The organism is Catenulispora sp. GP43 (assembly GCF_041260665.1).
Taxonomy (GTDB): domain Bacteria; phylum Actinomycetota; class Actinomycetes; order Streptomycetales; family Catenulisporaceae; genus Catenulispora.
Window position 1 is genome coordinate 172,141 of the sequence record NZ_JBGCCT010000009.1, and the last position, 24,907, is coordinate 197,047.

The window sequence follows — 24,907 nt, forward strand, 5'->3', positions numbered from 1 at the left end:
AATCGTCCCAATGGACGACATCACCAGCACCCCGACAGCCGCCTCGAAGGTCCTGCGCACCACGTTCCCGGCCGCCGTCCCGGCGACCGGTTTCGTGCGCGCCACCCGCGAGCTGCTCGCGCCGCACGGCTTCCATGCCGCCAACACCCTCCCGCTGATCGCAACCTGCCGCGACGAGCTCGCGGTCACCATCACCGCCCGGCTGCAGGACGCCTGGGGCGCCGGCTTCAACATGGCCGGGCTGGCCGGGATGATCGTCCTGGGCCGCACCGGCGTGCTGGCCGCCTCGGGCCACGCCCCGGTCGAGGACGGCGTCCGCCGCTTCGTGCTGGTGGCGCTGCCGCACATAGGGATCGACTCCCAGGGCGTGATCGGCAACGTGGAGCGCCCCGGCGTCCCCGGCGTCTCGCACACCTGCGGCGCCCTGATGGCCCTGCACGACGAGCTGCGCGGCGACAACGCCCCGACCGGCGACTACCCCTTCCTGGACGTCGCCGACCCGGAGCAGGGCATGCTCCGCGACCGGATCCCGCCGTTCCTGCCCGAGGGCGAGCTGCCGGACCTGGCCGGGCTCACCCGGATCGTGCGCGACGTCATCACCGCCGACACGCACAAGGTGATCGGCGTGCTGCGGGAGGGATCGGCGCAGCCGGCGCACGTGGCGGTGTTCACCGGGATCCACATCAACGGCCCCGGCGGGACCGAGTACGTGGAGCCCGGGGAGTGCTACCTGGACCTGGGAGCCGACCAACCGCAGATCGACCTGGTCATCGACTGACCGAACGCAGTGACGCGGCACCGCGACGACGCCGTGGAGCAGGAGCGGGCGGCCCACTGATCACCGAATTCACCTGATCACCGAATTCACCAGTGGCCCGCCCGCGACGGCGGCGGCCGGGGGTCCGTGGCCGCCGCACCGTATCTACTACTACCGCACCCCGTAGGCCGAGGTCACGGCCAGGTGCGGCTTCCGTGTGCAACCCCCCGCGCGTCCGAGCGCATCAGGTGACTGTCCGGACACCTGATTACGGAGGGGGAAGCCTATGGCGAAGCCTGACCGCGACGCCGAGTTCACCGAGTACGTCAGCGCGCGCCAAGCCTGGCTGCGCCGGGTCGCCTTCCTGCTGTGCGGGGACTGGCACCGGGCCGACGACCTGGTCCAGAGCGCGATCACCAAGCTCTACGCGTACTGGCACAAGGCCCGCCGCGCCGACAACCTCGACGGCTACGCACGCCGCACCCTGGTCAACACCTACCTGGCCGAGCAGCGGTCCGGCTGGGCGAAGTGGACGATCCTGCACCGCTTCGGCGGCGGCGAGACCGCCCCCGACGCCGACCCCGACCGGGCCGCCCTCACCGGCGACCTGGACCTGGGGCTGGACCTCAAGACCGCGCTGGCCAAACTCCCGCCGCGCCAGCGCGCGACGGTGGTGCTGCGCTTCTACTGCGACATGTCGGTCGAGCAGACCGCCCAGGTCATGGGCTGCTCGACGGGCAACGTGAAGAGCCAGTCCTCCCGGGGCCTGGCGAACCTGCGCTCCCTCCTCGATCCGAACCTGATCCCCGTCATGGAGGCGAACTGATGACGCACGACCTGAAGACCTCGCTCGACGACCTCGCGGAGGCCGAGTACGCCGGCGCCCCGCTCAGCACCGTCGACATCGGCCGGGCCCGCGCCGAAGGCCGGCGCCGGATGCGCACCGCGCGGCTGGCGCCGGTCGGCGGCGGCGTCGCGGTGGTCGCGGCCTGCGCGCTGGTGGTGAACGGGCTGGGCGGCGCCTCGCCGGCGAAGCCGAACGCCCCGCAGACCCGCCCGGCGGCCGAACGGGCGTTCACCGGCACGGACCCGCTGCCGGCGATCGCGAAGTTCGGCTGGCTCCCCGACGGCTTCCAGACCACAGGCCGCTCGGCCGGGGCCGACTACGGCGACAGCGTGACCGCGAGCACCAAGCCGCTCCCGGCCTCCGGCGACATGCCCGCGGGGGTGCCGATGCTGGCGCTGACCAAGTCAGCCACGGAACCGACACCGATCGCGACCGAGACCAAGGCGCCGGCGAGTGTCACCGGGAGCCCGAAGGCCTTCTTCATCATCACTCCCGGCGACAGTTCCGCGATTCCGCCGGAGGTGAGGCTGGCGTGGCAGACCGCGTCCGGGTCCTGGTTCATCCTCAGTGGCGACTACCAGGCCCACGGGGACGAGCTGAAGGCACAGCTGCTGAAAGTCGCGGACTCCACGACCGCCGAGGACTCCGAGGTGGCCCTGCCGATCCACGTCGAGGGCCTGCCGGCGGGTGTCACCCTCGGCGAGGCCATGTTGAACGACCCGGTGACCGTCGGCACCGACGGTTTCACCATGGGCTTGTCCTACCACTCCGGGAACGCCGGCCCCGGGACCGGCCACTACTTCACCATCTCGGTCACGCCGACCGGCCAGCAGAACCCGAAGCTGAGCCAGGGGCCCGACCCCGACGCCGTGGCCAAGGCCGGGATCAAGGTGGTTCAGGCGGTCCCGACCCCCGACAGCTGCAAGGACTCCGAGGGGCTGCACATCTGCGTACAGGACGACCCGAAGCAGTCCGGCCCGGATCCCCTGGCGTCCGTCGGCGGCGCGCAGGGGCTGCTGAACCGGATCACCTCGCTCGGCACGAACCCGGCGAACTGGACGACTCATGTCGTGAACTGAGACGCCAAAGTGATCGTCAGCTGAGATTCACCCTATGAGAAATCCCACGTAGGAAACATGTATCAGGGCGCTTCGCCCCGGCTCTATGCGACAGCGCCGGGGCGGGGCGCATGCCAGTCCCGCCACACGGCCACCAAGCGGATCGCCGCGGTGATCACCACCGACCCGGCCGCGGCGAGGTACACCTGCACGGTGACTCCGTGCCCCTCCAGCAAGCCGAACAGCTGCGCCCCGACGAACGCCGGCACCGCGTACAGCTCCCGCTGCAAAACCATCGGCACCTCGTTCACCAGCACATCCCGGACCACTCCGCCGCCGACCGCGGTCAGCGTGCCGAGCAGCGCGGCCTGGAAGACCGGCAGATGGTAATCCAATGCTTTGAGAGTTCCGGAGACTGCGAACAAGCCGAGGGTCAACGCATCGGCGACCACTGCGACGCGGTCATAGCGGACGCCCCTTGCGCGCACTTCCTCCATTGCCGATTTCAGTTTCGAATCACTCATTCGGCGGCTGGTCACCAGGAGCACCACGGCCGTCGCTCCGAGTGCCGTGGCGAAATAGCGCCAGTTGGCGATCGCGGCCACCGGGGTGGCCCCGATCAGGGCATCCCGGATCATCCCTCCTCCGAGTGATGACGCGACCGCGATGACGAGGATGCCTACCAGATCAAGGCCCTTGCGCAGACCCGCGAAAGCCCCCGCGACGGCCGCGGCGAAGACCCCGAGGAGGTCGAGAAGAACCGGAAGATGAGGATTGGCGACCATGATGTCTGGGAATGTACCCGGTTCAAGGCGGGACGGTTGCTCCTGCGGGGGATCACAGAACCGACATCCCACAACTGGACGGCGTACGACAAATGACCGACAACCCTTGCTGTCCGGGCGACCTCATCCGTTTCCCGTACCCGATCGGCGTGTCGATGCAGTACGGTCTAGCTGGCAGCACTCGTCGAAGGGAGGTCCGCTCGTGACTGAGCTCCGCGTCATGGCCGTCACCAGCGACGGTCAGCGACTTGTGCTGCGCTCTAACGACGGTCAGGAATTCCATCTGACCATCGACGAGCGTCTTCGGGCCGCGGTGCGCGGCGATCGGGCCCGGCTGGGCCAGATCGAGATAGAGGCAGAGGGGCAGCTGCGCCCGCGGGACATCCAGGCCCGCATCCGCGCCGGCGCCACCGCGCAGGAGGTCGCCGACGCCTGCGGCATCTCCGTGGAGCGCATCCGCCGGTTCGAGGGACCGATCCTCGCCGAGCGCGCCTTCATGGCGGAAAAGGCTCAGAACACGCAGGTACGCCGCCAGGGCGAGAACCACGGGCAGAAGCTCGGGGAGATCGTCGGCGAGCGGCTGGCCAAGCGCGGCGCCGAGGACCCGGCCGCCGTGCGCTGGGACTCCTGGCGGCGCGACGAAGGCACGTGGACCGTCCAGGCCGTCTACAAGATCTCCGGGGAGACCTACGAGGCGCTGTGGGCCTTCGACCCGCCGCGCCGGCTGGTGACGCCCGAGGACGACGAGGCGCGCCTGCTGTCCTCCGACGCCGCCGCGCTCGCCGACTCCCAGCCGATGTTCCCCTTCGTCGCCGCCTCGGTGCTCTCCGGCGGGACCGTGGTGCCGGGCCCGGCGCCCAGCAGCAACGGCTCCTCGGCCGGCGGCTCGCTGGTGCACCTGGAGGCCCGCCGGCGCCCGGCGGAGAGCTCCTCGAACGGCTCCGGCTCGGCGATGGAGCGCGAACGGGAGCGGGAACGCGAGCGCGAGCGCACGGCCGCCGAGCGGACCGCGTCGGTGGAACGGCACCCGTCTTCGATGCCCGCGTCGGCTTCGGCGTCCGCCGCGGCCTCGGGGGCCGTGTCGGCCCAGGCCGCCGCCAACGGCACCGCGGGCGTGCAGGGCATCCCGGGCCCGGCCTCCGCCCCCGACGAGGACTTCGACTTCCTGGACGCCTCCGACAGCCGGGCCCCGGCGCCGATCGCCGCGGTGGCCGGGCAGTCGGCGGGCTCAGCCTTCGACGACGCGATCTTCGGCCCGCGCACCATCTCCCCGCACCGGGAGCGGATGGTCGGCACCACCGACCGCCAGGCCGAGGCCGACGGCGTGCGGCCGGGCCGGCGGGCCACGGTGCCGTCGTGGGACGAGATCGTCTTCGGCTCGCGCCGCGGCAAGCAGAAGGGCCGCGACTGAGGGGTTCGCCCCTCGGCACTGGATCTTCAACCGGTGGCCCGGTCTCGCCCGTCGAGACCGGGCCACTTTCCGGTCTTTGGCTTTTGGCCGGCCGCCGTCCGGTGTGATCGACTTTCCATCATGGAAGTGACGCGCGAGGACGGTCTGTTCATCAGCGACGACCCGGCCCTGGTCGACGCCGGCAAGGTCTACCGCTGGATCTCCGAGGAGTCCTGGTGGGGCGTGGGGCGCCCGCGCGAGGCCGTCGAACGCTCGCTGGCGGGCTCGCACGTCTACGGGGTCTACGCCGACCGGGAGACCATGGTCGGCCTCACGCGGGTGGTCACCGACCACGCGACCTTCGCATACTTCTGCGACGTCTACGTCGACGAGGCCTACCGGGGCAAGGGCGTCGGGCCGTGGCTGTCGCGGGAGATCGTGGCGGACCTGAAGGCGATCGGGATCAACCGGTTCCTGCTGGCGACCAAGGACAAGCACTCGACGTACGCCAAGGCCGGATTCGTGCCCGTGGCCCGCCCGCAGTCGTGGATGGAGATCGACGAGCGGGCCACGAAGCCGGGGCCGACGGACTAGCGCCGAAGGATCAGAACCAGGTCGCGCAGTGGGGCGGGACCGCGGTCTTGAACATCCGGTCGGCGAGCGCCAGCGCACCGGCCTTCTCCTCGGTGACCTCGCCGACGCGGCCCAGCGCGGTCGCCGCGTGGTGGCCGAAGTAGAGCGCGCCGAGGGTCTGGACCGGCAGGGTCAGGTCCGGGCTCTCAGTGGTGCGCTTCACCGAGGCACCGCTCGGACCGCCTTCGAGGGCGTACACGCCTTCGGCGTGGCCCGCGGGGTCGGTTACGGCCAGGACCAGCCGGCCCTCGCTCTCGTAGGTGCGCGCCTGCAGCGCCGCCACGACGTCGATCACGCGGGCCCACAGGACGTCGTAGCGCTCCGTCTCGCGTGCCATCCGCGGGTTGGCCATCAGGTGGCGCCAGCTGTCGTCGGCCGGGAACCTGCGGACCTCGAACGTGGTGATCCAGTCCTGCTCCCACAGGAACTGGAGCAGCCGGACGCGGGCCACCGGGTCCTCGGCGACGAAGTACGCCGTTGCCTGGTCGTCGGCGACGAAGCCCGACCAGTCGCCTCCCTTGACCGAGTAGCAGGCGGTGCCGCGCACCGTCCCGGACTCGTCCCGGTACAGCGCGAAAAGCTGATCCTTATCGGTCGGCTTGCCGTCGGGGGTCAGCAGCCCCGCTTCGCGCTCCCACCACTGGTTGCGGCGCTCGACCGCGCCGGGCGTCGCGACCCGCAGACGGTCGTAGACGGCCGGGGCCTCCTGGAGCCACTCGGTGGCCGAGGCGTAGTCCACTGTGCCCGGCAGCGGCCGCTCCAGGGCGCAGCGCCGGCTGTCGAAGCGGTAGCAGACCTCGTCGGTGGCGTGGCCGTAGCCGAAGCGGCCGTAGATCGGCCACTCGGCGGGGATCAGGATCGACAGCGGCTCGCCGGCGTCCGCGGACTGCCGCAGGGACGCGGCCATCATCGAGGACAGGATGCCGCGCCGGCGGTGCGACTGCGCGACGCTGACCGAGGAGACCGCCGTGGCCGGGATCGCGGCGCCGCCGGGGACCGTCACGGTGTTCTCGTAGTTCGCGAACGTACCGACGACGCGGTCGCCGTCGTAGGCCGCGATCATCCGGCCGGCGGCGATGTCGGCGGCGAACAGCTGGCGGCGGTAGGCGCCGCGGCCCCGGTCGCCGGGGCGGCTGAAGGCGACGTCGACGGCGTCGCTGAAGGCATCGCTGTAGCCGTCGCCGACCTTGATCTTGATGGGCATGGGGGCAGGCTACGCACAGGCCGCGCGAGCCTGCCACCGAATATGCGCTCAGGATACGCGCTCAGGCGAGCAGGCCGCTCCCGAAGTGGTCGGAGGCGTCCTTCACGCCCGGCAGCACGAAGAAGTAGCCGCCGCCGACCGGCGAGATGTAGTCCACCAGCGGCTCGTCGATCAGCTTGGTCTGCACGAACTCGAACTGCCGCTGGATGTCCTGCTGGTAGGCGACGAAGGCCAGGCCCATGTCGAGGTCGCCGACGTTGTCGAAGCCGCGGTCGTAGTTGTAGCCGCGCCGCAGGATCCGGTTCCGGTCGGTCTCCGGCGTGCGCGGGTTGGCCAGCCGGATATGCGCGTCCAGCGGGATGTTGGCGCCCTTGGGGTCCTTCGCGTACTGCGGGATGTCGGTCTGCGCGCCGCCGTCCAGCGGGGCTCCGGTGTCCCGGCGGCGGCCGATCATCTTCTCCTGCTCCAGCAGCGAGACCCGGTCCCAGAACTCGACGAGCATCCGGATCCGGCGCACCACCTGGTAGCTGCCGCCGGCGGTCCAGGCCGGCTCCGGGCCGCCGGGCCGCACCCAGACCAGGTAGTCGAACTCGTGCTCGGTGGCCGGGTTGGCGATGCCGTCGTGGAAGCCGAGCAGGTTGCGCTGCGCGCCGGTGGGGCGCGGGTCGTTGGCCCAGCCGTCGATGCGGTACTTCAGCTGCATGCCGGCGCGGGTGTGCTTGGCGATGTCCCGGATGGCGTGGACGACGGTGTCCTGGCTGTCGGCGCAGATCTGCAGCGACAGGTCGCCGTGGCACTCGGCCGGGTTCAGGTTGTCGTTCGGGAACGTCTTCATCGGCGTGAGCCGCGCCGGCTTCTTGTCCGCGAGGCCGTAGCGGCCGTCGAACAGCGAGGCGCCGACCGCGAGGGTGAAGGTGAGGCCGTCGGAGGGCACCGTCGGCCCGAGGATGCCGCTGTCCGACGGCGGCGCACCGACCCCGAGGTCCGGCGGGTTGCCGCCGGCGGTGAGGAAGCGGGCCCGCTCGGTGAGGGTCTGGAACAGGGCGGTGAGCTCACCCTTGTCGGCGGCGATGACGTCGAACACGGCGAGCGTCATGTGCTTCTGCGCCGGCGTGGTGACGCCCTGCTGGTGCGCGCCGTGGAAGGGCAGCGCGCGGCCGGAGCCGGTGCCGGACGCGGCGGCCGGGGCGGCGTCGGCGGCGGCCTTGTTCATCGCGAAGCCGGTGGCGCCGACCACGGCCGCGCCCGCGACACCCGCCGCCGCGCCCTTGAGCATCGCGCGGCGGGCGAAGGCGGTGTGGTCGAAGGGGCAGGTGGCGGGCTGCGCCGGGGTGGCGGCGGTGGCTGCGGCGGCCGGGGCGGCGGCAACCGGCTGCGGCTCGGCGGCGGCGTCAGGCGTCTGGTTCTGCTCGGTCATCTCAAAGCTCTCGTCTACAGAAATCAGCGGCGGGCGGCGGGGGCCAGGCTCCGCTCACGTCGCCTTCCGGATCTCCAGCAGGTCCGGCACCACCGACAGCTGCTCCAGCAGCTCCCCCAGCGTCCCGTTCAGCTTCTGGCGCGCGGCCGGGTCCAGCTGCGCCACCGGGGTCCAGGTGCCGTCCGGCTGCTTGGCGGCGTCCACCGCGGTGCCGAAGCGGTCCAGCCAGGCGTCGATCTGCGTCAGTCCCTGCGGGTCGCGGGCCTGGACCAGGGGCCTGATCACGGTCAGGACCTCGCGGGTGCCGGCCAGGTTCGCGTCGGCGGTGGCCAGGGTGGTGCCGCTGCCGTAGTCGGCGTCGCCGGTGAGCTGGAACTGCAGGGTGTTCTCGAGGATCTCGTGCGCGCGCAGCGGCAGGTCGCTGGGGTCGAAGTCCTGCTTAGGCCAGTCGCCGATGAGGCCGTGGACGTCGCTGTCCAACTGGTCGGCGACCGGGGCCAGGCTCGCCGCCGCCTCGCCGTGCCACAGGCCGTACTCCAGGCGGTGGAAGCCGGTGAAGTCCTTGTCCTGGGTCTTGTCGGGCAGGCCGTCGGCGCGGCCGTCGATCTTGGCGTCCCAGTCCTGGAAGGTGCCGTACGCGGCGCCGAGGCGGTTGTACGCCAGGTGCGCGGTGAGCCAGTCCTGCTTGGCCTTGGCCAGGTCGCCGGAGTCCACGTCCTGCTTCAGCGTGTCGGTGTAGCCGGCCAGCTCGTTCAGGTGGTCGGTGACGTAGGCGCGGTACTGCTGCAGCGGGGCGTCCAGGTCCTTGTCGGTGATCGGCACGACCGCGGTGCCGGAGCCGCCGCTGCCGGTGGCGCGCTTGGCCGCGGAGGTGACCGCGTCCTTGCCGTTCGGGACGCAGCGCCAGGCGTACGTGCCGGTGCCGATGGTCGCGGTCAGCGGCCGGGTGGTGCCCGGCGCCAGGCCCTCGATCTCGCCGTAGACGGCGCTGGTCGAGGGGTCCAGCAGGTACACCTCGGCGGCCACGTCGCCGGTGTTCTTCATCTGGAACGTGTGCTCGCCGGTGGTCAGGCCGTCGAAGCCCTTGCCGCAGGACGCCGCCGAGACCTCGATGGTCTGCGCGCCCTTGGTGCCCGAGCCCGGTCCGACGGCGACGATCACCGCGACCGCCGCCACCGCCGGGACGGCGATCACCGCGGTGCCCAGCACCCAGCGTGGGGCCGGCTTGCGGGCCTGGGCCGGGGCCGGAGCCGAGGCGGGAGCAGGGGCCGGGGCCGCGGCCGAAGCAGAGGCCGGAGCCGAGGCGGCCGGGGTGGCAGCCGGTTCAGCGGCTTCAGGGGTCTGAGCCGGCGCGGCCGCCTCGGCGGTCTTGGGAGCGGTGTCGGGAGCGGTCTGAGGAACGCTCGTGGGAGCCGGGCGGACCGCCACAGTCGCCGGCCGCAGGTAGAAGAACATCACCGGCGCCAGGTACGCCACGTACCCGACCACCGCCAGCCACGTCATCTTCGGCGTCAGGTTCAGCGTCCCGGCGACCAGCTGCGCGTACCACGCGTTCGGGTCCAGGTGCACGGTCAGGTCCCAGGCGTAGGACGTGAACCCGCCGACCACGCCGCTCTCCTGCAGGTCGGTCAGCCCGTAGGCGAGCACGCCGGCCGCGATGACCACCAGCACGAACCCGGTGACCTTGAAGAACCGCGCCAGGTTCAGCTTCAGCGCCCGGTGGTACAGGCCCCAGCACAGCAGCGCGGCGACCGCGATGCCGGCGACCGCGCCGACCGCCGGACCGCTCTTGTCGTGCGCGGTCTGGGCCGTGGTCCACAGGAACAGCGCGGTCTCCAAGCCCTCGCGCGCCACCGCGGCGAACGCCGTGAAGACCAGCATCCCGGCGCTGGCCCCGAGCGCGGCGGCCAGCTTGGCCTTCAGGTCGCCCGACATCGAGGCGCTGGCCCGGCGCATCCAGAACACCATCGTGGTGACGAACGCGACCGCCAGCAGCGCCATCGCGCCGCCGAACACGTCCTGCGCCTTGGGCGGCAGGTGCGCGGAGGTGAAGGTGAGCACGGCGGCGAACGACAGGCTCAGCGCGGCCGCCGCGGCCACGCCCAGCCACACCGAGCCGGCCCGGTCCTTGCGGCCGGCCTTGGCCAGCGACGCCAGCAGGATGGAAACGACGAGCCCGGCTTCCAATCCCTCTCGGAGTCCGATCAGGAAACTCGGGAAGGCATCCGACAGCACCGCGCCCCGCCCCTTCTGGGCCCGCCGGGAAGACCGGGTCCACTAAGAAATTAGGTTCGCCTTAGTGAAGTAAGGCATGCCTAAATTAGCAGCGGGGCGCCGGGGTCGGTCAACACCACCGGTCCGATGAGCTGGTGAGCTGTGTCTCACACCGGAAGATCAGAACCGCGAGGGGCGTCTCAGAGCCCGCCGGTGGCCACGGGCCGTGACGGGTCGGACGACCAGCCGCTCCATGAGCCCTCGTACAACGCCACCGTCTCCGGGTCGATCCCGGCCACGGCCATCGCCAGGATCTCGTGCGTCGCGGTGACCCCGGAGCCGCAATAGACCGCGACCTCTCCGGCGTGCTCCGGGGTGACGCCCAGCCCGGCGAACCGCTCGGCCAGCGCCCCGGGCGCCAGGAACCGGCCGTCGGCGGCCACGTTCTCGGCGGTCGGCGCCGAGGCCGCGCCCGGGACGTGCCCCGCGGCCGGGTCGATCGGCTCGGTCTGGCCGCGGTAGCGCGCGCCGGCGCGGGCGTCGAGCAGGGTCCCGTGCGCGGCCACCGCGGCGGCGCCGTCGTGGTCCAGGACGGTGAACACCCCGGCCCCGGACGCCCGGAAATCGCCCTCGGCGGCCCGGGTCTGCGGCTCGCCCTCCTCGACCGCGCGGCCGGCCGCGCGCCAGGCGGCGAAGCCGCCGTCGAGCACCCGGACGTCCGGGTGGCCGTGGTGGCGCAGCAGCCACCAGGCGCGGGCGGCCTGGGTGCTGTCGCCGTCGTCGTACACGACGACCGGCAGGTCGGCCCGCACGCCGGCGGCCCGCATCGCGGCGGCGAAGCGCTCCGGGTCCGGCAGCGGGTGCCGGCCCCGGGGCCCGACCGGCGCCTCGGGGTGCTCGGCCAGGTCCTGGTCGAGACTGACGTAGCGCGCGCCGGGGATGTGCCCCGCCAGATACACCCCGTGCCCGTACTCGCTCGGCTCGCCGAGCTTCCAGCGGATGTCGATCAGGATCGGCGCGGTGCCGCAGGCGAGGTCCGCGGCGAGCTGATCGGCGTCGATCAGCGGGGAGGAGGGGGCTTGGCGCATGGGCGACATCCTGGCACTGTTCCGGGCCCGGATCTACAAGCCGGAAGCCCCGTCCGGTCCGAACACGAGCAGCGGGATCTCCTGCTCGGCCGCGGACAGCGAGCCGTGCATGCCCAGCAGCCGGGACTCCAGCTTCTCCCGGCGCGTGGCGACCACGGCCCAGTCCTCCAGCAGCGCCGCGACCACGTCGCCGATGCGCGGCGCGAGCCGGTCGTCCACGCTCTCCGGCGGGCCGAACCAGCCCTCGTAGACGGCCTCCTGGCGGGAGCGCACCACCGCCACGTCCTCCAGCGCCTCGCGCCAGATCTGGAGCACGTCGCGCGCCGCGCCGGGCTTGGCGTAGACGTGCCGGGCCCGGCCCTCGCCGCCCAGCAGCCGGACGCCGACCTGGAGCTCGGGGTCCTCGTCCACGTCGACGCGCCGGTCGGCGGGGACGTCGACCATGCCGTGGTCGGCGGTGACGTAGAGCGCGGTGCCGGCCGGGAGCCGGTCGACGAGCTCGCGGACCGTGGCGTCGACCACGGCCAGCTGCTGCCGCCAGCTCTCGGAGTCCACGCCGTTGAGGTGGCCGGCCGCGTCGAGGTCGGCGTAGTAGAGGTACACCAGCGCCCGGGCGTCGCGGTCGGCGGCGTCCCGGAGCGCGTCCAGCGCGCCGGCCACCCGGTTGGGCAGCGACTCGGCGCCGGTGAAGGCGCCGCCGCGCAGCACCGAGCGGGTCAGCCCGGATTCCTGGAAGCGGGCCGCGGTGACCTGGGTGACCTCGATGCCCTCGCGCTCGGCACGCTCGAAGACGGTCTCGTGCGGCTGCCATTCGACCGGGTCCACCGGCACGTCCCAGCGCAGCAGGTTGATCATCTGCGAGGTGCCCGGGACCAGCACCCGGTAGCCGAGCATGCCACTGGCCCCGGAGGGCAGGCCGGTGCCCAGCGAGCCGATGCTGGCCGCGGTGGTGGAGGGGAAGCCGGCGGTCAGGTCGCGGCCGGCCCGCAGGGCCCGGGCCAGGAACGGCGCGACCTCGGCGTTGCGCTCGATGAGCCGGGCGCCCATGCCGTCCACCAGGAAGACGCAGGCGCGGCGGGTCGGGGCCAGGCCCAGCGGGTTCGGCGAGCCCGGCACCCCGAGCGCGGCCAGGACCGCCGGGAGCAGGTCGGACAGGGCGCCGCGGCCGTAGGCGGGCAGGACGATCTCGGAGCCGGCGGGGCCGGAGGCGGCGGGCAGGATCACGCGGCTCGGCGCCTCTAGCGCCCGGTCCGGGCGCCGGCCTCGGTGACCACGTCGGTCAGCGCGCGGGCGAAGGAGAGCGTCTCGGCGACCGCGTCGGCGCCGTCGGCCTCGGCCGAGACCCGGATCATCACGTCGTCGGCGGTGGCGGTGCCGGTGTAGCCGTGGTCGGCGTCGCAGTGCGGGTCGCCGCAGTTGGCCGGCTCCAGGTCCAGCCGGCTCACCACGCCCCAGCCGATGGTCAGGACCACCTCGCGCGGCGGGGTGCCGGGCTTGTGGTTGGCCGGGTCCTCCACGACCCGGCTGACCACCACCGAGGAGATGCGGTGCAGCGGCACGGTCTCGGTGGAGGTGGTGGCGTAGGCCTTGGCCCCGGCCGCGGACTCCGGCGAGCCGGGCGGCACCGGCGCCATCGGGTCGTCCGAGCCGTACTCGTCGGTGTGCCCGGCGATCAGCCGCGTCGGGGTCACGGCCAGCACGGTGACGTGCCGGCGCACCTCGTCGGCGTCGAAGGTGGTCTCCTGGTGCACGAGGTGGCCGAGCACCACCTCGGAGCCGACCGCGTCCTCCACCGCTTCGGCCACCAGCGCGGGGTAGTAGCCGCTGCGCTCGATGGCGGCGATGAGGTTCGACGAGGAAGGCGGCTTCGCGTTGGGCATAAGTCCATCCTGACACTTGCGGGCCCGGCTGCGGGCCTCATGCCCCACGGAAGCGTGACGGGCGGGGGCGTTATCTCCCGATTACGCGGGCCGATCGCTGTGAGCGGACACCGTCTCAGCGTCTCAGCTTCCCGGGGACAGTACCGCGTCCCAGCCGACCCGGGGGTCCTTGCCGTAGTCGGCCAGAAAACCGGTCCGCAGGCCGGAATACGTGCCGGAGGCGCCGAGCAGCTTCATGTCCTGCTGGTCGAGCGCCGTCGCCGCGCCGTGGTTGTTCGCGGCGAAGCCCGGGAAGTTCCAGCCCCCGACGTGCTAGAACACCCCGCGAGCGCCACGCCCGCCAGTGCCAGCCCGGCCACCGCCTTGATCCTCATCGGTCCTCCCCGGCGTTCGGCATATCCGTGATCTCGGACGTGCGACCGGCCATGAGGTTGCTTCCCGTACGCCCTCCTGCACCGAGGTGTCGGAGTGACGCGCAACAATAGGGCGTCACCCGCATCGCCGCGCGAGAAGCAGGAGCCGCACGAAGATGGCACGCCGCAGCACCACCCCCGAGCCCGACGAGGATTTCGAAGAGCGCATCATCGACGTCGACGTCGCCGACGAGCTCTCCGACTCGTACCGGGAGTACGCGTACTCGGTCATCTACTCGCGCGCCCTGCCCGACGCGCGCGACGGACTCAAGCCGGTCCACCGCCGCATCCTGTTCCAGATGAACGACATGGGCCTGCGGCCGGACCGCGGGTACGTCAAGAGCGCACGCGTCGTCGGCGACGTGATGGGCAAGCTGCACCCGCACTCGGACACCGCGATCTACGACTCGCTGGTGCGCATGGCGCAGTCCTGGGCGATGCGCATCCCGCTGGTCGACGGTCACGGCAACTTCGGCTCGCTCGGCGGCGACGACCCGCCGGCCGCCATGCGGTACACCGAGGCCCGGCTGTCGCCCGCGGCGATGATAATGACCGACTCCATCGACGAGGACACGGTCGAGTTCACGCCGAACTACGACGGCCAGGAGCTGGAGCCCCAGGTCCTGCCCTCGGCGTTCCCGAACCTGCTGGTGAACGGCGCGGCCGGGATCGCGGTCGGCATGGCCACCAACATGGCGCCGCACAACCTCGGCGAGGTGGTGGCCGCCGCCCGGCACCTGATCAAGCACCCGGACGCCACCCTGGCCGACCTGATGCGCTTCGTCCCAGGCCCGGACCTGCCCACCGGCGGCCAGATCATCGGCGAGCAGGGCATCCGGGACGCCTACGAGACCGGCCGCGGCGTGTTCAAGATGCGCGCCACCGCCAAGATCGAGAAGGTCACCGCGCGCCGCGAGGGCATCGTGGTCACCGAGCTGCCCTTCAACACCGGCCCGGAGAAGGTGATCGCCAAGGTCAAGGAGCTGGTGCAGGCCAAGAAGATCCAGGGCATCACCGACCTGAAGGACCTCTCGGACCGGTTCAACGGCCTGAAGCTGGTCATCGAGATCAAGGCCGGGTTCAACCCCGAGGCGGTCCTGGAGCAGCTGTACAAGCTCACGCCGCTGGAGGAGTCCTTCGGCATCAACAACGTGGCGCTGGTCGACGGCCAGCCGCTGACGCTGGGCCTGAAGGAGCTGCTGGAGGTCTACCTGGACCACCGCTTCGAGGTGGTCCGGCGGCGCACCGAGTTCCGCCGCACCAAGCGGATGGACCGGCTGCACCTGGTCGAAGGCCTGCTGATCGCGCTTATCGACATCGACCGGGTGATCCGCATCATCCGCGAGAGCGACGACGCGGCGGCGGCCAAGGAAAACCTGATGGCCGCGTTCGCGCTGTCGGACAAGCAGGCCACGTACATCCTGGACACCCCGCTGCGCCGCCTGACCCGCTTCGACTCCCTGGAGCTGGAGTCCGAGCGGGACAAGCTGACCGGCGAGATCAGGGACCTGACGGCGATCCTGGAGTCCGACACCCTGTTGCGCAAGGTGGTCTCCGACGAGCTGGCCGCCATCTCCAAGCAGTTCGCCACCCCGCGCCGCAGCGTGCTGGTCGAGGGCGCGCTGCCGGTGTTCGAGGCCCGGCCGCTGGAGATCAGCGACGACCCGGTGGTGGTCCTGCTGTCGGCCACCGGCCTGCTGGCCCGCACCGCCTCCGGCGCGACGAAGATCGGCACCGGCGGCGAGCGCGGCAAGAACGACGCCGTCGCCTCGCTCGTGACCTCGACGATAAGGGGCGAGGTCGGCGCGGTGACCACGGCCGGCCGGCTGATCCGGTTCCCGGTGATCGACCTGCCGGTGCTGCCGGAGGCGGCCGCGAAGGCGGCGCCGAGCCTGGCCGGCGGCGCCCCGGTGTCGGAGTTCGTCCGGCTGGACGAGGACGAGCGCGTGCTGTGCCTGTGCTCGCTGAACGCCGAGTCCCCCGGCCTGGCGCTGGGCACGCTCCAGGGCGTGGTCAAGCGGGTGGTCCCGGACTATCCGAGGAACCGCGACACCTTCGAGGTGATCACGCTCAAGGACGGCGACACCCTGATCGGCGCCACCGAGCTGCGCACCGGCGAGGAGGAGCTGGTCTTCATCACCGACGACGCGCAGCTCCTGAAGTACTCGGCCGCGCTGGTCCGCCCGCAGGGCTGCCCGGCCGGCGGCATGGCCGGCATCACGCTGGGCGACGACGCCTCGGTGATCTTCTTCGGCGCGGTCGACCCCGGCCACGACGGCCTGGTGGTCACCATGGCCGGCTCGGACGACGCCCTGGTCGACACCGCGACCACGATCAAGGCCACGCCGTACGACCTGTACCCGACCAAGGGCCGGGCCACCGGCGGCGTGCGCTGCCAGCGCTTCCTCAAGGGCGAGCACCGGCTGGTGGCCGCGTGGGCGGTGAACGCGCCGGTCTACGCGTGCACGGAGAACGGGACGCCGACCCCGCTGCCCGGGCTGGACCCGCGGCGCGACGGGTCGGGGACGCCGGTGGAGGTGCCGATCGCGTTCGTGACGAGCCCGGCGGCTGCGGGGTAGCGCCGAAGGCTGTGCGAACGGCTGTGGCCGCCACATCGTGTGGCGGCCACAGCCGTTTTTGCCTTTCGGGGCGGGCCGTCAGCCCGCGGCGCTGTCAGCCCCCGAAGATCGCCAACGGATCGCCGGTGAACCAGGTGTTCTCGATGCGCATCCGGCGGATCAGCCAGCGGGATCCGTCGCGCACCAGCTCGACGTGGTACGGGTTCTTCAGCAGGGCGTGGGTGCCGTGGTCGGCCGTCAGCAGGTGCTGGGCCTCGACCAGCGCCGTGGCGTGCGCGGTGTCGCCGTCGATCTCCGCGCGCACGTTCGTCACCTGGTGCGTGGTGTCCACGCGGCCGGCGAAGCCGGTCAGGATCGTGGTGACGATCGTGTCCCGGCCGACCATGACCGGCGGGGTGCCGCCCCACGCGGCCGCCGCCGGGCGGAAGTCGAGTTCGGCGTCCTCGGTCCAGGCGGAGGCGAACAGCTCCGCGTCCTGCGTGTCCTGGCCCTGGCCGAAACGGTAGAGCGCGTCGGCGATCTCCAGCCGGTCGAGGAGTTCGTTGATCCTGGTGTCGATGTCCATGCCTTCATGGTCGGCCGCCGGGCCGGACCGACCAATGGCCCGTTGTGTCATGATCGGTAAGTCACGCTTAACGATCGGATCCGACGGCCATGCTGGAACGCCACGAGCTCGACACCTTCCTCACGCTGGCCGAGCAGCTGCACTTCGGCCGCACCGCCGAGCTGCTGCACGTCTCCCCGGCCCGCGTCAGCCAGACCATCGCGAAGCTGGAGCGCCGCCTCGGCGTGACACTGTTCCGCCGGACGAGCCGCCGGGTGGAGCTGACCGCCGCGGGCGGGGCGCTGTACGCCGAGGTGCGCCCGGCCTGGACGGCGATCATCGAGGCCGTCACGCGGACGATGGAGGCCGGGCGGGGCACCACCGGAACGCTGCGGGTGGCGTTCGTCGGGGCCGCGGCCGGGCAGCTGCTGGCCGGGGCGGCGGAGGCGTTCGGCAAGCGGCATCCGGAGTGCGAGGTCGTGCTCCGCGAGGCGCAGTTCGGCGATGTGGAGCCCTGGCTCGCCGCCGACGAGGCCGACCTGGTTCTGAGCATCCGGACACCGGGACTGGCTCAGGGCCCGACATTGGTGAGCGAGATGCGGATGCTCGCGGTGGCGCTGGGGCATCCGTACGCGCGGCGCGAGACGGTCTCGCTCGCGGATGTGGCGCGGACGACGTTCGTCGAGCCGCGGGCGACGCTTCAGGAGACGCTGACGCTCGTCGGAGCGGGTCGCGGAGTCGCCGAGGTCGGTGCGCAGACCCGACGCTACCATCCGAGGCCTGATGTGATCTACATACCGATCAGCGGCGCGCCGCCGGTCGAATGGTGCCTGTTGTGGCACGAGGACCGGGATACCGCGCGAGTGCGGGCCTTCAGCCAGGTCGCCGACGAACTCGTTCACTCATCAGACTGACGGAGAAGGGCGGAAGCACCGCCGTCCTGCGGCCTGAGGCACGCGGCGGGAGGTCGTCTCCCCGGCCCCTGTGTGGCTGGGCCGGAGTCCCCGCGGACGGCGGTGCTTCCTCATCGGCGGTGACACGGAAGGCCTGCCACAGCCGGACCGGACCGCGCCTCGGGGTCCGCCGAGGGGTCCGGGGTCTGCGTTCTCATCTGCAAACCGGGGGTTGCGTTGTGGACTCAGTGAGTCTGCCGGGGTCAGGCCCCCACGCCCGCGGCCCCGACGCCCGCGACCCCGACGCCCGCGCTCTCGGCGTCGGAGTCCGCGAGCAGCCTGCCGTCGCCGACGGTGATGACCCGGTCGGCGAGCTCCATCATCAGCGGGTCGTGGGTGGCCACCAGCGCGGTCACGTTCTCCGCGGCGACCACCGCGCGCAGCAGCCGCATCACCGCGCGGCCGGTCTCGGAGTCCAGCTGGCCGGTGGGCTCGTCGGCGATCAGCACCCGCGGCGAGTTGGCCAGCGCCCGGGCCAGCGCCACGCGCTGCTGCTGGCCGCCGGACATCTCCCCGGGGCGCTGCTTGGTGTGCCCGCCGAGGCCGACCATGTTCAGCAGCAGCTCCACGCGCTGCTCCCGCTCGGCCACCGGGGTCCGGCGCAGGCGCAGCGGGATGCCGACGTTCTCGGCCGCCGACAGGATCGGGATCAGGGCGAAGGACTGGAACACGAAGCCGAACAGGTCCCGCCGCAGCGCCGCCAGCTCCTTCTCCCCCAGGTTGCGCCCCGGGCCGGCGAGCTGCCTGCCGTCCACCGCGATCCGGCCGGCGTCCGGCTTGTCCAGGCCGCCGATCAGGTTCAGCAGCGTCGTCTTGCCCGAGCCGGAGCGGCCGACGATCGCGCACAGCTGCCCCTCGGGCACCGTGAACGACACGTCCTCGACCGCGTGCACGGCGTTCTCCCCGGAACCGAACGTCCGGCGCAGCCCCTCGACCTCGATCATGTCCCCCACCGGACTACGCCCTCTCGTCCACGGAACCGGCAGCACCCTCAGAACCCTGCGCCAGGTCCGGCCAGACCCCGATGTGATCAGGGTTCTTCGCCAGCCGCACCCGGTCCTTCATGCGGAGGTCATCAACGTACTCCTTCGGCAGCTGCACCCGGCCGGCACGGTCCAGGACCGCGAACTGCTCGGCCGGCGCCGCGCCGTCGCCGCGCCGCAGGACCTCGGTGGAGGTGCGGCCGTCGCGGATCTCCACGGTGCGCTGCACCTGGTCGGTCACCTCGTGGTCGTGTGTGACCACCACGATGCTGACCCCCAGCTCCTCGTTCGCGGTGCGCAGCGCGTCGAACACCTGCTGGCTGGTCCCGGAGTCCAGCTCGCCGGTCGGCTCGTCGGCGAACACCACCTCGGGGTCGTTGGCCAGCGCCACCGCGATCGACACCCGCTGCTGCTCGCCGCCGGACATCTGCCCCGGGCGCCGGCCGGCGCAGTAGCCGACGCCCAGCAGGTCCAGCAGCTCGGCGGAGCGGCGCCGGGCGTACTTGCGCTTCTTGCCGGCGAAGCCCATCGGGAGCGCGACGTTGTCGGCGGCATTCAGGTAGGGCAGCAGGTTTCGCGCCGTCTGCTGCCAGATGAAGCCGACCGTCTCGCGCCGGTAGCGCAGGCGGTCGCGGCCCTTCATGGTGAGCAGGTCGTACCCGCCGACCCTGGCGACGCCGGCGGTGGGGGTGTCGAGCCCGGACAGGATGTTCAGCAGCGTGGACTTGCCGCTGCCGGAGGCCCCGACGATCGCGACCAGTTCCCCGGCCCGCACCAGGAGGTCCAGGCCCTGCAGGGCCTGGACCTCGATGCCGTCGGTCTTGTAGATCCGGACCAGGTTGTCGCAGACGATCTTGGCGTCCTCGCCGTAGACCGATTTCGGCTGCGCCGCCGCGAGCTCAAGCTCCTGAAGGGTGCTCATGCGCGTTAGGACGAGCCGGCTCGCTGCCTCCGTTGCGGTCGTTATGGAACGGTGACCATCCGGCCGGATGCGCGCCGACGGTGTCCGGCATCCAGCCGGGCTCGCCGAGCAGGCCCTTGTGGAGCGTGCCGCGGATCTGGTGCCGCGAGGGCCCCTCGGAGCCGCGCAGCCAGCCGCGCATGATGTGGACGTCCGGCACCTCGCGCTTGCACCAGGCGACGATCGAGTCCAGCACCGCGTTGCGCTCGCCGCTGACCCGCATCATGCGCGGGAAGGAGACCGGGAAGGTGACCGTGTTCTTCAGGTCGGTGACCGCGCCGTGCGCCAGGTTGGACGCGGTGCGGGCGCGGTCGTGGTTCGGCGGCCACGGCGCACCGAGCTTGAGGCCCTCGGTCTCGGGCTCGCCGAGCAGCACCACGTCCACGGTCCGGCCGTCGGCGCCGCCGAAGCTGATCCGGCCCGCGCGGGCCCAGACGTACAGCCGGCTCAACGGCAGGTCGCGGACCAGCGCGCCGGAGCCCTCGCGCCATCGGAGCAGCTGCATCCGTCCCGGTGCGGAGGACTCCCAGTCCTCGCGCGCGACGGTGCGCAGCGCGACCACTTCGTGGTCGTGGACGGCGGGGAAGCCGTACCGGCGGGCCTCGGGGCCGGCGGCCTGGGAAGCCTCGTCGTTCTCAGCCGCTGCGAGCTTGGGACTCTCGGACATGGTGCGCACCTCGCTGTTCGAAGCACCCCCCGATCTGTCTCGCCATCACCATCGTGAACCCGGCTCCGCACAAAAGCGAGCGGTGTGGGGGTGCGCGATGGGCGTTATGGTCGGGGGCATGCGCGACGATCAACTTCCTGCTCCCCAGCCCCACGCGTGTTCGGTGCTGTCCCGCGAGCTGGACGAGCCGCTGGCCGGGACCGGTGCCGAGGCCACGGCGTGGCTGCTGGTGGAGCAGCCGGGACCCTGGGGGCGGGCCGCCGTCACCGAGAGCCGCCTGGACCCGGCGCTGGGCGCCGAACTGGAGGGCCGCGCGGCCGGGACCGGGGTCCGACCGGCCCTGATCCGCCGAGTCGAGGACCACCACGACGCCGCGCCGCGCCACCGCCGCTGGTTCGCCGCCTCGACCCACCCGAAGCGCACCTGGCTGGCCACCGGGATGGTCGAGTACCCCACCGACCTGCTGAAGATCGACTTCGCCGCGCTGGGCGCCGGCGACCGGCGCGCGGTGGCGGCGCTGGACGCCGGATTCCCTGGCACACCGCTGCTCGGGGTCTGCACCAACGGCAAGCGCGACGCCTGCTGCGCGACCCGCGGCCGTCAGGTGGCGGTCGCGGCCGAGGCGCTGGACTCGGCCTCGGGGCCGGGGGCGGACGCCGCGTTCCCGGCGGTGTGGGAGATCACGCACCTGGGCGGACACCGGTTCGCACCGACGGCGGTGGTGCTGCCGTCCGGATACTCCTACGGCCGGCTGGACGCGGTCTCGGCGACCGGGGTGCTGGCCGAGGCGCGCCGCGGCCGGATGGCGGTGGCGGGCTGCCGGGGGCGGTCGACCTGGCCGCGGGCCGGGCAGGTCGCGGAGCTGGCGGTGCGGTCGGCGCTCGAGGAGACGGCTGAGGGCGCGCTGGACGTGGTGTCGGTGACGCGGACGGCCCCGGATCCGGCGCCGGCCTGGACGGCGGTGGTCGAGCACGAGGACGGCCGGGCGTTCGCGGTGTCGGTCACCGGCTCGTTGGCCGCCGTTCCGCGTCCGGAAAGCTGCGGGAAGGCCGACGGCACACCGCTTGAGCTGCGGGTGGAGGCCGTCGATAAGATCCGGTGACATGAGCGACTTGCCGCTGAGCGGGATCAAGAACGCACGCGACCTCGGGGGGATACCGACCGGTTCGGGGGCGGTGGTGCAGCCGCTGCGGCTGCTGCGCACCGCCCGCCTGAACCGGCCGACCGGCGCCGACCTCGCCTGGCTGGCCTCGATCGGCCTGCGGACGGTGGTGGACCTGCGGCAGCCGTTCGAGATCGCGGCGTGGCCGGACGACCTCGGCGAGCTGGCGGTGGAGCGGGTGAACGTGGCGCCGAGCCTGGACAACGAGGGCGCGGGAACGTTCTTCGAGCTGTACCTGGAGTGGCTGGACCACAGCGGCGAGGCGTTCGCCGGCGCGGTGCACGCGCTGGCACGTCCCGGCGCGCTGCCGGCGCTGGTGCACTGCACAGCGGGCAAGGACCGGACCGGGGTGCTGGTGGCGCTGGTGCTGGACGTGCTCGGGGTCGGGGAGAAGGAGATCGTCGCGGACTATCTGCTCTCGCACGCGCGGCTGTCGGCGGACCCGGGGGATGTGATCTACCAGCATGTGATCACCGAGGAGCTGATCACCGGGTCGCTGGCGCATGTGCGCGAGCGGTTCGGGAGCGCCGAGGGGTACTTGCTGGCGCACGGGGTGAGCGCGGAGGAGATCGCGGCGCTGCGGGAGGGGTTGCTGGGGTAGGGGTTCGGCTCAGGGCCCGAGCTGCGCCTCGGGCCCCGACCGCCGCGCCCCAGGCCCCGGCCTGCGCCTCAGTCCCGACCGCGGCGCCTCAGGTCCCGACCTGCGCCTCAGTCCTCGAAGAAGTCCCCGAGGTGCAGGTCGATCGCGATGAGCCCGTCGTCGCCGGCGGCGATGAGCAGCCCGTCGCCGGCCAGGGCCAGGGCCTTCGGCGCCCAGCCGAGCGGTATCGGCCGGCCGGTGCGCGCCTCGGCGAGGTCCCACACCGTCACGCAGCCGTCGGCCCAGGCCACCGCGGCGACCGGGCCGACCTCCGTGAGCGCGGCCGTGACCGCCGTGACCGGCACGCCGCGGTCCTCCACCGGCAGCAGGCCGGCGTCGGCGGGCACGGCCCAGAGCCGGAACGTCCCGTCCTGGCCGCCGGAGAGCGCGAACAGCACGTCCATGTCGGGCATCCAGATGGCCGACACCGCGGTCACCACCCCGGAGTGCTGGTCCTCGGGATCGGCGATGAGCTCCTCGGTGTCGACGTCCCAGACATGCACGCGGCCGTCGCCGGCCCCGAACACCAACGCGTCCCGCGCGACCGCCACCGCGGTCACGGCGGTGTCCGGCAGCACATCGCGCACGGCGGCCACGGCCTTGCGCGGCGCGGTCGGCCCCAGCGCGGCCAGCCGCCGGCTGGAGTCGGTGAGCACCAGGCTCGGCGAGGCGTCCACCACGGCGGCGGCCCGGGCCTTCACCATCACCGGCGACGCCGGCCGCCCGACGATGCGCCCGCTACGGGGATCGAGGCGGTAGGCGCGGGCCAGGTCGTCTATGGCGACCAGCACCTCCGGCGGCGTGGGCTCCGGATCGGGGAGCCAGGCGCCGGCCGGGGAGGCCGCGACGGGAGTGAGGAGGATGCCGGGGCCGGCGTGGGCCGGCTCGGCGGCCTCGGCGACGGGGGCCGCGGCGGGGGCGGGCACGGTGACGGTCGGGCCGTGGGCACCCGCCGAAGGAGCAGAACCGGCGGCGGGCGAACCGGCGGCCGAAGCGACAGCCGAACCGGCGGCATTGTGCGGAGCGGCGACTTGCGAGCCGGCATCCGGACCGCCGACGGCAGCCAAACCGGCGACCAGCGGACCGGGGACCTGCGAGCCGGCGCCCGGACCGCCGGCGGCGGCCAGACCGGCGATGGTCGGCGTTGCCTGCGCCACCCCCGCCGCCGCCACCGCCAGTGCCGCCACCGGCCCCGGCCAGGGCGTGGGCCGCGGCGTGTCCGGCGGCAGCGGGCGCCAGCCGGCCCAGCGGGTCAGCCAGGGGATCGGGTCGCCGACCGGGGCGCCGTCGGAGGGCCGGGTGCCGCGAGTGTAGGGCGCCACCGCCTCGGCCAGCGCGTGGTCGCCGACGGCCAGGGCGGCGCCGTGCAGGATGGCCGCGCGCTCCGGGACCGTGGTCGAGTTCGTGAGGGCCTGGCCCGCGACCCGCCAGGCCGCGCGGGTGCCGGGGGCCACCGCGCTGCCGAGGGCGTCGATGGCGGTGGACAGGGCCGGCTGCTGGACCAGGACCAGGTTGGCCGGTTCCAGGACGATCTGGTCGGCGATGCCCTCGCGGAAGGCGACGTCGAAGGGGACCGCCGCCAGTTTCCAGGGCCGCTCGTCGCTGGCGGCGAGCAGGCCGGCGTGCCGTTTGGAGGCCAGGCTCAGGATCTCGCGGGCCTTGGTGGGGTTCGGATACGCCTGCGGGGCCGCGGCGCCGCCGGAGGGGACCAGGTCGTCCAGCCAGGCCGCGAACTCGGCGCGGTCGGTCCAGCGGTGCTCGCCCAGGTCTATGACGGTCGCCGAGCTGTCGGCGCGGGCCGCGACGTCCACCACGTCCGCGTGCGCCGACTCCACGATCAGCCGCACGCCCGGCACCGCCAGCAGCGGCGCGATCAGCTGCGCGAGCACCGCCTCACGGGCCGAGCCGTCGCGCAGGTGTCCGGCGAGATCGAGTTCGGAGATCAGGATCGTGACTCGCGACCAGCGGCCGGCCTCGTGGAGCGGTTCCGCGACGCCGGCCGACAGGTCCCACGTCGCCGACCGGCTTCCCGGCACGCGGGAACGCGCACTGGCACCGGCACCGGCACCGGCACCGGCACCGGCACTGGCACTGGCACTGGCACTGGCACCAGGGTGGCCGTCCGCGGCCGATCCGTCGGCAACCGATCCACCGGCAGCTGATCCACCGGCGGCGGCATCGGCCTCGGCCCCGGCATCGGCGTCGGCATCCCGGCCGGCCGGCCGGCCGCCGGCAGCACCGCCGCCCGCCGCGCCACTCAGCCCACCAGCAGCACCAGTGCTCAGCCCGTCAGCCGCGACCCCGTCCGCGATCCCCGGCCCGAACCCCGACCCGCCGGACTTCCCGGAGTCCTCGCCGGTCTCCGAGCCGCTGCCCCGCAGCCGCGCCGCGAGCGCCGGCGCCAGCGCCGCGGTGTCCGCCACGGCCACGCCGAGCTGCCCGGCCAGCTGCCAGGCCAGCACCCGCGGCGTCAGCCCGCGCGCCGAGACCCACGCGAAGCGCTCGTCGTCGGCGGCCTCGGCCAGCACCGCCAGCTCCGAGGACGCCCAGGCCAGCGTGAACGTCTTGCCCGCGCCGCGCGGCCCGGTCACCAGCAGCAGCCGCGGCACCCGGGCGGCGTCGCGCTCGGCGGCCGGCTCGGTCAGCCAGCCCACCACCGCGCGGCACACGCCGCCCCGCCCGGCGGGCAGCACCGTGCTCGGCGCCGCCGGCCCCCCGCCCGCCGCCATCGC

General features: G+C 72.9%; 21 protein-coding genes. 9 read left to right on the forward strand and 12 right to left on the reverse strand.

Features of this window, described 5'->3' with window-relative positions:
• Positions 1-10: 10 nt before the first annotated feature.
• The 3 genes from ABH926_RS20145 to ABH926_RS20155 all read left to right on the forward strand — a co-directional run bounded on the left by ABH926_RS20145 (position 11) and on the right by ABH926_RS20155 (position 2,683).
• Positions 11-778 carry a hypothetical protein gene (locus tag ABH926_RS20145; protein WP_370367218.1) on the forward strand — a complete coding sequence of 256 codons (768 nt, stop codon included), beginning with the start codon at positions 11-13 and terminating at the stop codon, positions 776-778.
• 265 nt (positions 779-1,043) lie between these two features.
• A complete protein-coding gene (locus tag ABH926_RS20150; protein ID WP_370367219.1) occupies positions 1,044-1,583 on the forward strand; it encodes a SigE family RNA polymerase sigma factor in 540 nt (179 codons plus the stop codon).
• Positions 1,583-2,683, forward strand: a complete 1,101-nt coding sequence (locus tag ABH926_RS20155) for a hypothetical protein (RefSeq protein WP_370367220.1) — start codon at positions 1,583-1,585, stop codon at positions 2,681-2,683. Before ABH926_RS20150 ends, ABH926_RS20155 begins: the two co-directional genes overlap by 1 nt.
• Positions 2,684-2,766: 83 nt before the next feature.
• Here the strand turns inward: ABH926_RS20155 and ABH926_RS20160 are convergent, their stop codons facing one another.
• Positions 2,767-3,447 (reverse strand): trimeric intracellular cation channel family protein, encoded by a 681-nt coding sequence (locus tag ABH926_RS20160; RefSeq protein WP_370367221.1) that lies wholly within the window; start codon positions 3,445-3,447, stop codon positions 2,767-2,769.
• Positions 3,448-3,649: 202 nt separating this feature from the next.
• Here ABH926_RS20160 and sepH point away from each other — a divergent pair, with 202 nt between their 5' ends.
• A complete protein-coding gene (gene sepH, locus ABH926_RS20165; RefSeq protein WP_370367222.1) occupies positions 3,650-4,858 on the forward strand; it encodes a septation protein SepH in 1,209 nt (402 codons plus the stop codon).
• A 120-nt stretch (positions 4,859-4,978) separates the two neighbouring features.
• On the forward strand, positions 4,979-5,431 hold the full coding sequence (locus tag ABH926_RS20170) for a GNAT family N-acetyltransferase (RefSeq protein WP_370367223.1): 453 nt from the start codon (positions 4,979-4,981) through the stop codon (positions 5,429-5,431).
• A gap of 10 nt (positions 5,432-5,441) precedes the next feature.
• Here ABH926_RS20170 and ABH926_RS20175 read toward each other — a convergent pair whose 3' ends face one another.
• The 6 genes from ABH926_RS20175 to ABH926_RS20200 all read right to left on the reverse strand — a co-directional run bounded on the left by ABH926_RS20175 (position 5,442) and on the right by ABH926_RS20200 (position 13,273).
• Positions 5,442-6,674, reverse strand: a complete 1,233-nt coding sequence (locus tag ABH926_RS20175) for a GNAT family N-acetyltransferase (protein ID WP_370367224.1) — start codon at positions 6,672-6,674, stop codon at positions 5,442-5,444.
• Positions 6,675-6,735: 61 nt separating this feature from the next.
• The gene (efeB, locus tag ABH926_RS20180) at positions 6,736-8,091 is read right to left on the reverse strand and encodes an iron uptake transporter deferrochelatase/peroxidase subunit (RefSeq protein WP_370367225.1); all 1,356 of its coding nucleotides are present in this window, start codon (positions 8,089-8,091) and stop codon (positions 6,736-6,738) included.
• A 54-nt stretch (positions 8,092-8,145) separates the two neighbouring features.
• Positions 8,146-10,326: an iron uptake transporter permease EfeU gene (efeU, locus tag ABH926_RS20185; RefSeq protein WP_370367226.1), complete on the reverse strand. Its 2,181-nt coding sequence runs from the start codon at positions 10,324-10,326 to the stop codon at positions 8,146-8,148.
• Positions 10,327-10,505: 179 nt separating this feature from the next.
• Positions 10,506-11,393, reverse strand: coding sequence for a sulfurtransferase (locus ABH926_RS20190; RefSeq protein WP_370367227.1), 888 nt, complete (start codon positions 11,391-11,393; stop codon positions 10,506-10,508).
• Between the two features lie 33 nt (positions 11,394-11,426).
• The gene (locus ABH926_RS20195) at positions 11,427-12,617 is read right to left on the reverse strand and encodes an alkaline phosphatase family protein (protein WP_370367228.1); all 1,191 of its coding nucleotides are present in this window, start codon (positions 12,615-12,617) and stop codon (positions 11,427-11,429) included.
• Positions 12,618-12,631: 14 nt separating this feature from the next.
• Positions 12,632-13,273, reverse strand: coding sequence for a DUF5998 family protein (locus tag ABH926_RS20200; RefSeq protein WP_370367229.1), 642 nt, complete (start codon positions 13,271-13,273; stop codon positions 12,632-12,634).
• A gap of 529 nt (positions 13,274-13,802) precedes the next feature.
• Here ABH926_RS20200 and ABH926_RS20205 point away from each other — a divergent pair.
• Positions 13,803-16,265, forward strand: a complete 2,463-nt coding sequence (locus ABH926_RS20205) for a DNA topoisomerase (ATP-hydrolyzing) subunit A (RefSeq protein WP_370367230.1) — start codon at positions 13,803-13,805, stop codon at positions 16,263-16,265.
• 94 nt (positions 16,266-16,359) lie between these two features.
• On the opposite strand, the gene ABH926_RS20210 is transcribed toward ABH926_RS20205, so the two are convergent.
• Entirely contained in the window at positions 16,360-16,830 is a 471-nt protein-coding gene (locus tag ABH926_RS20210) for a nuclear transport factor 2 family protein (protein ID WP_370367231.1), read from the reverse strand.
• A gap of 89 nt (positions 16,831-16,919) precedes the next feature.
• Between ABH926_RS20210 and ABH926_RS20215 the strand changes: the two genes are divergently transcribed.
• The gene (locus ABH926_RS20215) at positions 16,920-17,723 is read left to right on the forward strand and encodes a LysR family transcriptional regulator (RefSeq protein ID WP_370367232.1); all 804 of its coding nucleotides are present in this window, start codon (positions 16,920-16,922) and stop codon (positions 17,721-17,723) included.
• A 242-nt stretch (positions 17,724-17,965) separates the two neighbouring features.
• On the opposite strand, the gene ABH926_RS20220 is transcribed toward ABH926_RS20215, so the two are convergent.
• From ABH926_RS20220 to ABH926_RS20230, 3 genes are read right to left on the reverse strand one after another with little or no spacing between them, the layout of a single operon-like run.
• On the reverse strand, positions 17,966-18,706 hold the full coding sequence (locus tag ABH926_RS20220; RefSeq protein ID WP_370367233.1) for an ABC transporter ATP-binding protein: 741 nt from the start codon (positions 18,704-18,706) through the stop codon (positions 17,966-17,968).
• Positions 18,707-18,719: 13 nt separating this feature from the next.
• Positions 18,720-19,667: an ABC transporter ATP-binding protein gene (locus tag ABH926_RS20225; protein WP_370367234.1), complete on the reverse strand. Its 948-nt coding sequence runs from the start codon at positions 19,665-19,667 to the stop codon at positions 18,720-18,722.
• Positions 19,645-20,373, reverse strand: a complete 729-nt coding sequence (locus tag ABH926_RS20230) for a hypothetical protein (RefSeq protein WP_370367235.1) — start codon at positions 20,371-20,373, stop codon at positions 19,645-19,647. Before ABH926_RS20230 ends, ABH926_RS20225 begins: the two co-directional genes overlap by 23 nt.
• Before the next feature lie 118 nt (positions 20,374-20,491).
• On the opposite strand from ABH926_RS20230, the gene ABH926_RS20235 reads away from it, so the two are divergent.
• The gene (locus ABH926_RS20235) at positions 20,492-21,475 is read left to right on the forward strand and encodes a sucrase ferredoxin (protein ID WP_370367236.1); all 984 of its coding nucleotides are present in this window, start codon (positions 20,492-20,494) and stop codon (positions 21,473-21,475) included.
• 1 nt (position 21,476) lies between these two features.
• A complete protein-coding gene (locus ABH926_RS20240) occupies positions 21,477-22,136 on the forward strand; it encodes a tyrosine-protein phosphatase (protein WP_370367237.1) in 660 nt (219 codons plus the stop codon).
• 107 nt (positions 22,137-22,243) lie between these two features.
• Here ABH926_RS20240 and ABH926_RS20245 read toward each other — a convergent pair whose 3' ends face one another.
• Positions 22,244-24,904 carry a WD40 repeat domain-containing protein gene (locus ABH926_RS20245; RefSeq protein WP_370367238.1) on the reverse strand — a complete coding sequence of 887 codons (2,661 nt, stop codon included), beginning with the start codon at positions 24,902-24,904 and terminating at the stop codon, positions 22,244-22,246.
• Positions 24,905-24,907 lie beyond the last annotated feature (3 nt).

Bases quoted from the DNA above. Each gene is read 5' to 3' on its own strand.
- ABH926_RS20145 (WP_370367218.1), top strand. From the start codon at position 11: ATGGACGACATCACCAGCACCCCGACAGCCGCCTCGAAGGTCCTGCGC.
- ABH926_RS20150 (WP_370367219.1), top strand. From the start codon at position 1,044: ATGGCGAAGCCTGACCGCGACGCCGAGTTCACCGAGTACGTCAGCGCG.
- ABH926_RS20155 (WP_370367220.1), top strand. From the start codon at position 1,583: ATGACGCACGACCTGAAGACCTCGCTCGACGACCTCGCGGAGGCCGAG.
- ABH926_RS20160 (WP_370367221.1), bottom strand. From the start codon at position 3,447: ATGGTCGCCAATCCTCATCTTCCGGTTCTTCTCGACCTCCTCGGGGTC.
- ABH926_RS20170 (WP_370367223.1), top strand. From the start codon at position 4,979: ATGGAAGTGACGCGCGAGGACGGTCTGTTCATCAGCGACGACCCGGCC.
- ABH926_RS20175 (WP_370367224.1), bottom strand. From the start codon at position 6,674: ATGCCCATCAAGATCAAGGTCGGCGACGGCTACAGCGATGCCTTCAGC.
- efeB (WP_370367225.1), bottom strand. From the start codon at position 8,091: ATGACCGAGCAGAACCAGACGCCTGACGCCGCCGCCGAGCCGCAGCCG.
- ABH926_RS20190 (WP_370367227.1), bottom strand. From the start codon at position 11,393: ATGCGCCAAGCCCCCTCCTCCCCGCTGATCGACGCCGATCAGCTCGCC.
- ABH926_RS20200 (WP_370367229.1), bottom strand. From the start codon at position 13,273: ATGCCCAACGCGAAGCCGCCTTCCTCGTCGAACCTCATCGCCGCCATC.
- ABH926_RS20205 (WP_370367230.1), top strand. From the start codon at position 13,803: ATGGCACGCCGCAGCACCACCCCCGAGCCCGACGAGGATTTCGAAGAG.
- ABH926_RS20210 (WP_370367231.1), bottom strand. From the start codon at position 16,830: ATGGACATCGACACCAGGATCAACGAACTCCTCGACCGGCTGGAGATC.
- ABH926_RS20215 (WP_370367232.1), top strand. From the start codon at position 16,920: ATGCTGGAACGCCACGAGCTCGACACCTTCCTCACGCTGGCCGAGCAG.
- ABH926_RS20220 (WP_370367233.1), bottom strand. From the start codon at position 18,706: ATGATCGAGGTCGAGGGGCTGCGCCGGACGTTCGGTTCCGGGGAGAAC.
- ABH926_RS20225 (WP_370367234.1), bottom strand. From the start codon at position 19,667: ATGAGCACCCTTCAGGAGCTTGAGCTCGCGGCGGCGCAGCCGAAATCG.
- ABH926_RS20230 (WP_370367235.1), bottom strand. From the start codon at position 20,373: ATGTCCGAGAGTCCCAAGCTCGCAGCGGCTGAGAACGACGAGGCTTCC.
- ABH926_RS20235 (WP_370367236.1), top strand. From the start codon at position 20,492: ATGCGCGACGATCAACTTCCTGCTCCCCAGCCCCACGCGTGTTCGGTG.
- ABH926_RS20240 (WP_370367237.1), top strand. From the start codon at position 21,477: ATGAGCGACTTGCCGCTGAGCGGGATCAAGAACGCACGCGACCTCGGG.
- ABH926_RS20245 (WP_370367238.1), bottom strand. From the start codon at position 24,904: ATGGCGGCGGGCGGGGGGCCGGCGGCGCCGAGCACGGTGCTGCCCGCC.